The sequence below is a fragment of the Stenotrophomonas sp. P5_B8 genome (genome assembly GCF_054049855.1).
The window spans coordinates 1-7,368 of the sequence record NZ_JBFULO010000182.1 but is presented as its reverse complement, the minus strand read 5'-3'; the positions used below and the strand labels follow the sequence as shown (position 1 = coordinate 7,368).

Below are 7,368 nucleotides of genomic sequence, written 5' to 3'. Positions count from 1 at the left end.
GCACCAGCGCGTCCCACAGTCGCGGCAGCGGGTTCGCGTCGGCAGGCCACAGCGCAGGACGCAGGTTGAGGTCGAGGCTGACCATCGCACCGGCGGCACGCGCGCGGCGCATGCCATCCAGCGTGGTCGCGGCGATCTCGGCCTCGGTCAGGCTGTTGGAACACACATGGAAGCTGCGCGTGCCGTCAAAACAGCTGGCGTGGAAGTGCTCGCTGCGGAACAGCAGGTCCGCCGCCGGCGGCCGGTAGAAGCTGAAACTGCGCTCGCCGTGGGCGTCCAGCGCCACGAACGCCAGCGCGGTCTTGGCCGCGCCGGTACGCACGATGCAGTCGGTGGCCACACCGGCGTCGGCCAGGCTCTCGGCGAGGAAGTCGCCGAACATGTCGTTGCCGAGCATGCCGGCGAAATGGGTGTCCGCACCCAGCCGCGCCGCGGCCACCGCGACGTTGGCCGGTGCCCCACCGGCGTACTGCAGGAACGCGCGCGGGGTGTCGGCGCTGGCCGGCGGCTGCGCAAGTAGATCGATCAAAATCTCGCCGAAACAGACAATCTTGCTCATTCTGGCCTCAGGCTCCGTGGCGGAATGCGGCGCTCGGGCGCGAACCCGACAGGCCATAGAAAATGATGTAGCCGTAGCACACCAGCGGCAGGATGAAGGACGGCTGCAGACCGATATGGTCGGCCAGCACGCCCTGCAGGTACGGCACCACCGCGCCCCCGACAATGGCCATGATCAGCAGGCTGGAGGCCTTGTTGGTCAGCGGCCCCAGGCGCTCGATGCTCAACGCAAAGATGGTCGGGAACATGATCGAGTTGAACAGGCCCACCGCCACCACCGCATACAGCGCTACGTGGCCGGTGCTGAGCATGGTCAGCGCCAGCAGCAGTACGTTGACCGCGGCGAACACGGTCAGCAGCACGCGCGGCGAGAAGCGGGTCATGATCGCCGAGCCGGCGAAGCGACCGATCATCGCCAGCGTCCAGTACGCGGACACGTAATGGGTGGCCTGCTGCTCGGTGAAGCCGCCGATGGCCGGCATCGACAGGTAGTTCACCAGGAAGCTGCCGATCGACACTTCCGCGCCCACGTAGAAGAAGATCGCCAGCACGCCGAACAGCACGTGCTTGTGGCGCAGCGCGTCCAGCAGCGTGTGCTTGCCGCTGTCAGCCTGCTCGGTGGTCTCGGTCAATGCCGGCAGGCGGAACAGGTAGACGAACACGGCCAGCAGCGCCAGCGCGATCGCCAGGCCCACGTACGGGCCCTGCACCGACTGCGCTTCCTGCACGCGGTAGGCGATCTGTTCGGCCGACRGCAGCGCGGCCAGCTCATCGGCACTCTTGACCGTGTTGCCCAGGATCAGCAGGCCGCCGAAGATCGGTGCGATCGCCGTGCCCAGCGAGTTCAATGCCTGGGCCAGGGTCAGGCGGCTCGACGCGGTCTGTTCCGGACCGAGCAGCGCGACGTACGGATTGGCCGCCACCTGCAGCACGGTGATGCCGGTGGCGAGCACGAACAGCGCGCCGAGGAAGGCTTCATACACGCGCAGTTCGGCCGCCGGCCAGAAGCCCAGCGCGCCGACCGCGGCAATGGCCAGGCCGGCCACGATGCCTTTCTTGTAGCCCAGGTGCGCCACCAGCCGACCGGCCGGCAGCGACATCAGGAAATAGGTGCCGAAGAAGGTGAACTGCACCAGCATCGCCTTGGCGTAGTTCAGTTCGAACACCGCCTTCAGATGTGGAATCAGGATGTCGTTGAGGCAAGTCAAAAAGCCCCACATGAAGAAGATCGTGGTCGCCACGGCCAGGGCCATGCGCGTGTTGACCACGGGCGCGGACGCAGACGAGGAGGGCAGTCGGGGCGTTGGAGAAATGGGCATTCAGGTACGCGCCTCGTTGCGCGAGCAGGTGAAGGAAGACGCCATCACGCGGCCGCGGGGCCGCTGCTGGCGCGGATGCGCAGTTGTACGGGCGCCACGGTGCGTTGTGGTGCCGCTTCGGGATGGTCCAGCCGCTGCAGCAGCAGTTCGGCCGCTTGCCGGCCACGCTCGCGCGGGTTGACCGTGAGCGTGGTCAGCGGCGGCAGGGCAACCGCCGCTTCGGAGATGTCATCGAACCCGGTCACCGCGAAATCGATGCCGGGCCGCACCCCGCGCGAGGCCAGGCCCAGCATCAGGCCGAGGGCGACGCTGTCGTTGTAGCAGACCGCCGCGGTGGGCGCCGGATCGCGCGCGAACAGTTCTTCGCTGCGCGCGGCGGCTTCAAGGCGGTTGGGCGCCGATTCGATCAGCCAGTCCGGTTGCACGTCCCTGCCCGCTTCGGCCAGCGCCTGCGCGTAGCCCAGCCGACGCTGGTGGCAGGAACTGGAATCGGCGTGGCCACCGAAGAAGGCGATGCGCTGGTGACCGCGTTCGATCAGGTGGCGGGTGGCCAGGTAGGCGCCCTGCTGGTTGTCCAGGGTGAGGAAGTCCCAGTCGGCGCCGGGCGGCTCGCGGTTGAACAGCAGGACGTTGGCATTGAAGCCCAGCACCTGGCGCAGTTCCGCCGCGTCACTGCCTTCGGCCGGCGACAGGATCAGGCCGGCCGGGGTGTGTTCCATCAAGGTGGTCAACACCGCCTGCTGCCGCTGCGGCGATTCGCCGGTGCTGCCGAGCAGGGTCACAAACCCCTTGGCACCGAGCGCCTCGTCCACGCCGGAGGCGAACTCGGCGAAGAACGGGTTGGACAGGTCGTTGATCACCAGGGCCACGCTGGAGGACGTGCGACGCCGCAGGTTGGCCGCGCCCCGGTTGTAGACATAGCGCTGGCGACGCAGCTCGGCCTCGACCCGGGCGCGGGTGTCGACGTTGACCAGCGGGCTGCCGCGCAACACCAGCGACACGGTCGCCCGCGACACGCCGATCGCCTCGGCGATATCGGTCACGGTGACTGCGCGCGTTCCCTTGCCTGCGGGTGTGGCCTTGTCGTTCATCGTGTCCGCCCGGTCCTTGTCATCCCGCAAGCCTAAACGATCGCATCGGCCAACGGACCGTGCCGGTGCCGGTGGTCGGGGCGCAGCCGTTGGGCAGACGCAGGTTCATTCCAGCACCGCGCCCGGGGTGGCGCAGTAGGAGCGCGGCAACGCCTCGGCGCGGGTGCCCCAGCCGGTGGTCGGGGCCTGGGCGCCGAGCGCGAAGTCGATGCGCCCGCCCTGCTGCAGGCGGGTCCAGTCCAGCCACACCGGCGCGTGGTCCTGGCCGTCGACGCGCACGCCCTGCACGTACTGCAGGGTGCGGCCATCGGCACCGGCGGCGGCCAGGGTCAGGCTACGGCCGGTGCCCAGGTCCACCTCCACCCTGGAAAAGCGCGGGGTGTGCAGCAGGAACTGGCCACTGCCGGGCACCGCCGGGTACAGGCCGATCGCGCTGAACAGGTACCACGCCGACATCGTGCCCAGGTCGTCATTGCCGGTCACGCCGTTGGGCGCATTGGTGAACAGCTGCTGGGCCGCGCGCACCACCGTGGCGGTCTTCCACGGCTGGCCGATCAGCGTGTACATCCACGGCGCGTGCAGGTCCGGTTCGTTGTTGGGGTTGTAGCGGTACTGGTTGTAGTAGCTGTACGGCCCCACCACCCATTCCTTGCGTGCGGCGGTCAGCGGCGACTGCACCAGGACGTCGTAGGCGAAGAACGCATCCAGGCGCTTGCCGGCCTGCTCGCGGCCGTGCATGGCCTGGATCAGGCCGGGCATGTCCTGCTGTGCCAGCCACTGGTACTGCCACGCGGTGCCTTCATGGAACCCATGGTGCGACCGCGGGCTGTAGTGGCCGTCGGACGGCACGTACCACTTGCCATCGTCCATGCGCGGACGCGGGAACCCGCTCATGCCGGTCTCTTCATCGCGCACCTGCGGGTCCCACACCTTGTGCCAGTTGCCGCCGCGCGTGCGCAGCGTAGCCGCATCGTCGGCATGGCCCAGCCCCTCGGCCATCTGTGCCAGCGCGCAGTCGGCCAGCGCGTATTCCAGCGTGGCCGAGCCCCCGTGATGCGGATCGACGTCCATGCCCTTGGAGGGGAACGCGCGGTCGTAGGCCACAAAGCCGTTTTCCACGTAGCCCGGATTGCCGGAACGACCGGCATGGCGCGAGTTGAGCGGCGGCTGTTCGAACGCGTTGCGGCGCAGCGCGGTGTAGGCCTCGGCCTCGCGCCCGGCGAGCGCGCCGAAGCGCCACAGGTCGACCAGGAACGGGGTGACCGGATCGCCGGTCATGATGTTGGTTTCAAAATTGGCGTAGCCCCAGCGCGGCAGCCAGCCGCCCTGTTCGTTGATGGCCAGGAGGCTGCGGCCGATGTCGCGCGCCACCGCCGGGCGGGTCAATGCCAGCCACTGGTTCTGCGCGCGGTAGGTATCCCACAACGAGAAATACTCGTAGTAGGTCCAGCCGTCCGCGCGATGGATGGCGTCGTCGTAGCCACGGTAGCGGCCATCGGCATCGCTGCCGGTCAGCGGCTGCAGCAGTGCGTGGTACAGCGCCGAATAGAACACGGTACGGTCATCGCTGCTGCCGCCTTCCACGCTCGTGGTGGCCAGCTCGCGCCGCCACTGCTGCTGGGCCTGCGTGCGCATCTGCTCGAACCCCAGCAGCTTGCCGCCCTGCATGCCGTCGCTGCGCAGGTTGGTGCGCGCGCCTTCGGCGTCCACGTGCGAGATCGCGCTGATCGCGGTGACCGCGCGCTCCGTGCCCTTGCCCACGTCGAAGCTCAACCACGCGCCGCTGGGCTTTTGTTCGCCTTCCATGCGATGCCGCGCACCGGCCAGGCCGCCCTCTTCGCCCCAGGTACCGAACGCCTTGAACGGGCGGTCGAACTCGATGCGGAACCACGTGGTGTACTGGTGCCCGCCGCAGAAGCTCTTGGTGACCAGCTTGCCCTCGACCACGCGGTCGCCGACCACGTCGATCACGCTGCCGATCACCGAATGCCGCTCGTTGGCCTGGCCGACGTTGACCAGCACATGGCCGGTACCGGCGTCGACCGGGAAGGTGTAACGCTCGGCCGCAGCGCGGGTACGCGCGGTGGCCTCGGCATCGATGCCGCCGTAACCGGTCAGGCGCACCTTGTAGTAGCCGGCCTGGCCGACCTCGCCCTCATGGGTGTAGCTGGAGGCGTAGCGCTTGTGGTCGAAGCTCTTGGCATCGTCGGTGTTGAAGTCGCCGCCCTTGCCRATGCTGCCGGTGACCGGCAGTACCGAGACCTGCCCGCCCTGCTCCCAACAGCCGGCACCGGACAGGAAGGAGTGGCCGAAGCCGCGGATCTTGGGATCGTCATAGCGCCAGCCGGCGTAGTGCTCGCCGATCGGGCTGACCTGGATCAGCCCGAACGGGGCCGAGGCGCCCGGGAAGGTGTTGCCGTCATCCTTGCTGCCGATGAACGTGTTGACCTCACGCTCAAGCGCGATCGGGGCGGCGGCCTGCAGCATCGGCGCGAACGCCAGGGCGAACAGGCAGGCCAGGCGTGGCAGGGCGCGGCGTGACGGGGGGACGACAGAGGCGGACGGCATTCGGCGCATGGGTGGATCCTGTGGGTCGATGTCGGTGCTGACGAAGGGGCGCAAAGCCCCGCCACTGCTGGCCGGGCGTCTCCCCGGGACGCGGCTCCAGATCCACGTTGCCGTGAATTTAGATCGATTCAAGTAAAGCACGGGGATTTCGGCCGATGCATTCTGCGGCGCAACATGGCGGGCCCGGATAGGCGGAGGCACGCTTGCGCCGTGCCGCCCGGCCGACGCTTCAGCATCTGTTCGTGGCCTCGACGCAACCTGGCGATGGATGGCTGATGCCTCTGCAAGCGACGCGACAGCCATCCCTCCCCAGCCGTCTCCGCGCACGAAAACGTTTTCATGGTTTTTTCGATCGCGTCACACCCTCGACGCGCGCTTGCCATATTGCGCAGCAGCATGCGTCGCCCGCCGGGCCGTGCTAAAAAATCCCCGCCAATCGTTTAGATCGATCCAACTTTAAACGGTCACGATTGCTGGAGGGGGTGGGTGGGGACCACCACGCGCTGCATGCCGGACGCACGACTCGACGCCCCAAGGCGCCTTGAAAATTAGATCGATTCAATCACGTATCGCCACCGTTTCAATCCAGGAGAGGGAGAGAGTGGAATGAACAAGATGTCCCGCATGCGCAACCGCGACACGCTGTCGGCCGCCATTACCGCCGCGCTGTTCGCCGCCGCGCTGGTTCCGGCCAGCGCTTTTGCACAACAGGCCAGCCCGGCCTCGTCACCGGAGGCCACCACGCTCGACAGCGTGACCGTCACCGGCTACCGCTACGCCATCGAAAAGAGCCTGCAGCAGAAGCGCGACGCCAACGCCGTGGTCGAAGTGATCACCGCCGAGGACGTCGGCAAGTTCCCCGACAAAAACGTCGCCGATGCGCTGCAGCGCGTGCCCGGCGTGGTCATCGAGCGCAGCGGCGGCGAAGGCAAGACCGTCAGCGTGCGCGGCCTCGCCCCAGACCTGACGCTCACCCAGTTGAACGGCAACTACGTCGCCACCTCGGAAACCAACAACGAAGCGACGCGCTCGTTCAACTACACGCTGCTGCCGGCAAACATGCTGTCCAGCGCGGAGCTGTTCAAATCGCCCGAGGCGCGCATCGACGAGGGCGGCATCGGCGGCACGGTGATCCTGCATACCCGTCGTCCGCTGGATATGGAAGCCAACTCCGGTTACGTGAACCTGGAAGGCACGTCGTCAGATACCAGCCACGACATCGAACCGCAGGTGTCGGCGCTGTACTCCTGGCACAGCAAGGACGAGCGTTTCGGCCTGCTGGTCGGGGCGACCAAGCAGACCCGCACCAGCCGCACCATGCAGGCCAGCACCGAGGACTATCAGTGGTACGGCAACGGCACCGACGCACGCGATGCCAACGGCAACGTACTGTCGCAGGACGGCATCCACTACTGGTGGGGCCAGTCCGGCTTCAATGACCAGAGCGGGCGCAACTACAGCGAATTCTTCATGCCGACCTCGGTGAACTTCGCGGTCAAGGAAGAAAAGCGCGAGCGTACCGGCGGCCAGTTCACCTTCCAGTTCAAGCCGCTGGACAACCTGACCCTGACCGCCAACTACTTCCGCTTCGAGCTGCAGGGGGATTACACCCAGAACATGCTGAAGATTCCGGAATGGAACCTGGCGCGCTACAACGGGGACGGCAACTGGGACGGCGGCCGCCTGCTCAACGGGCTCAGCTTCGACCCCAGTGGCAGCATCGTCACCGGTGCGCAGTACGAAAAGCTGGCCGGCAAGACCTACTACTGCAGCGAGGAACAGGCCGCCGCCGCCGGCATGGCGCCGGGTGGCTGGGGTCCGGACGACTGCAC

Annotated in this window: 5 protein-coding genes; 1 reads left to right on the top strand and 4 read right to left on the bottom strand. The window is 67.4% G+C overall.

Annotation, left to right across the window (positions count from 1 at the left end):
* The 4 genes from ACXJKH_RS11435 to ACXJKH_RS11420 all read right to left on the bottom strand — a co-directional run.
* The coding region (locus ACXJKH_RS11435; protein ID WP_457319525.1) for a PfkB family carbohydrate kinase at positions 1–559 on the bottom strand (559 nt) is incomplete at its 3' end.
* A gap of 7 nt (positions 560–566) precedes the next feature.
* Complete coding sequence (gene fucP / locus ACXJKH_RS11430) at positions 567–1,877, bottom strand: L-fucose:H+ symporter permease (RefSeq protein ID WP_457319524.1); 1,311 nt, start codon at positions 1,875–1,877, stop codon at positions 567–569.
* A 44-nt stretch (positions 1,878–1,921) separates the two neighbouring features.
* Positions 1,922–2,968 (bottom strand): LacI family DNA-binding transcriptional regulator, encoded by a 1,047-nt coding sequence (locus ACXJKH_RS11425; RefSeq protein WP_457319523.1) that lies wholly within the window; start codon positions 2,966–2,968, stop codon positions 1,922–1,924.
* 105 nt (positions 2,969–3,073) lie between these two features.
* The gene (locus ACXJKH_RS11420; protein ID WP_457319522.1) at positions 3,074–5,545 is read right to left on the bottom strand and encodes a GH92 family glycosyl hydrolase; all 2,472 of its coding nucleotides are present in this window, start codon (positions 5,543–5,545) and stop codon (positions 3,074–3,076) included.
* A gap of 597 nt (positions 5,546–6,142) precedes the next feature.
* Between ACXJKH_RS11420 and ACXJKH_RS11415 the strand changes: the two genes are divergently transcribed.
* Positions 6,143–7,368: TonB-dependent receptor (locus tag ACXJKH_RS11415; RefSeq protein WP_457319521.1), on the top strand; the 1,226-nt coding region annotated here is incomplete at its 3' end.

What these genes read in the sequence shown, in the direction of transcription:
- ACXJKH_RS11425 (WP_457319523.1), bottom strand. Translation starts at nt 2,968, where the DNA reads ATGAACGACAAGGCCACACCCGCAGGCAAGGGAACGCGCGCAGTCACC.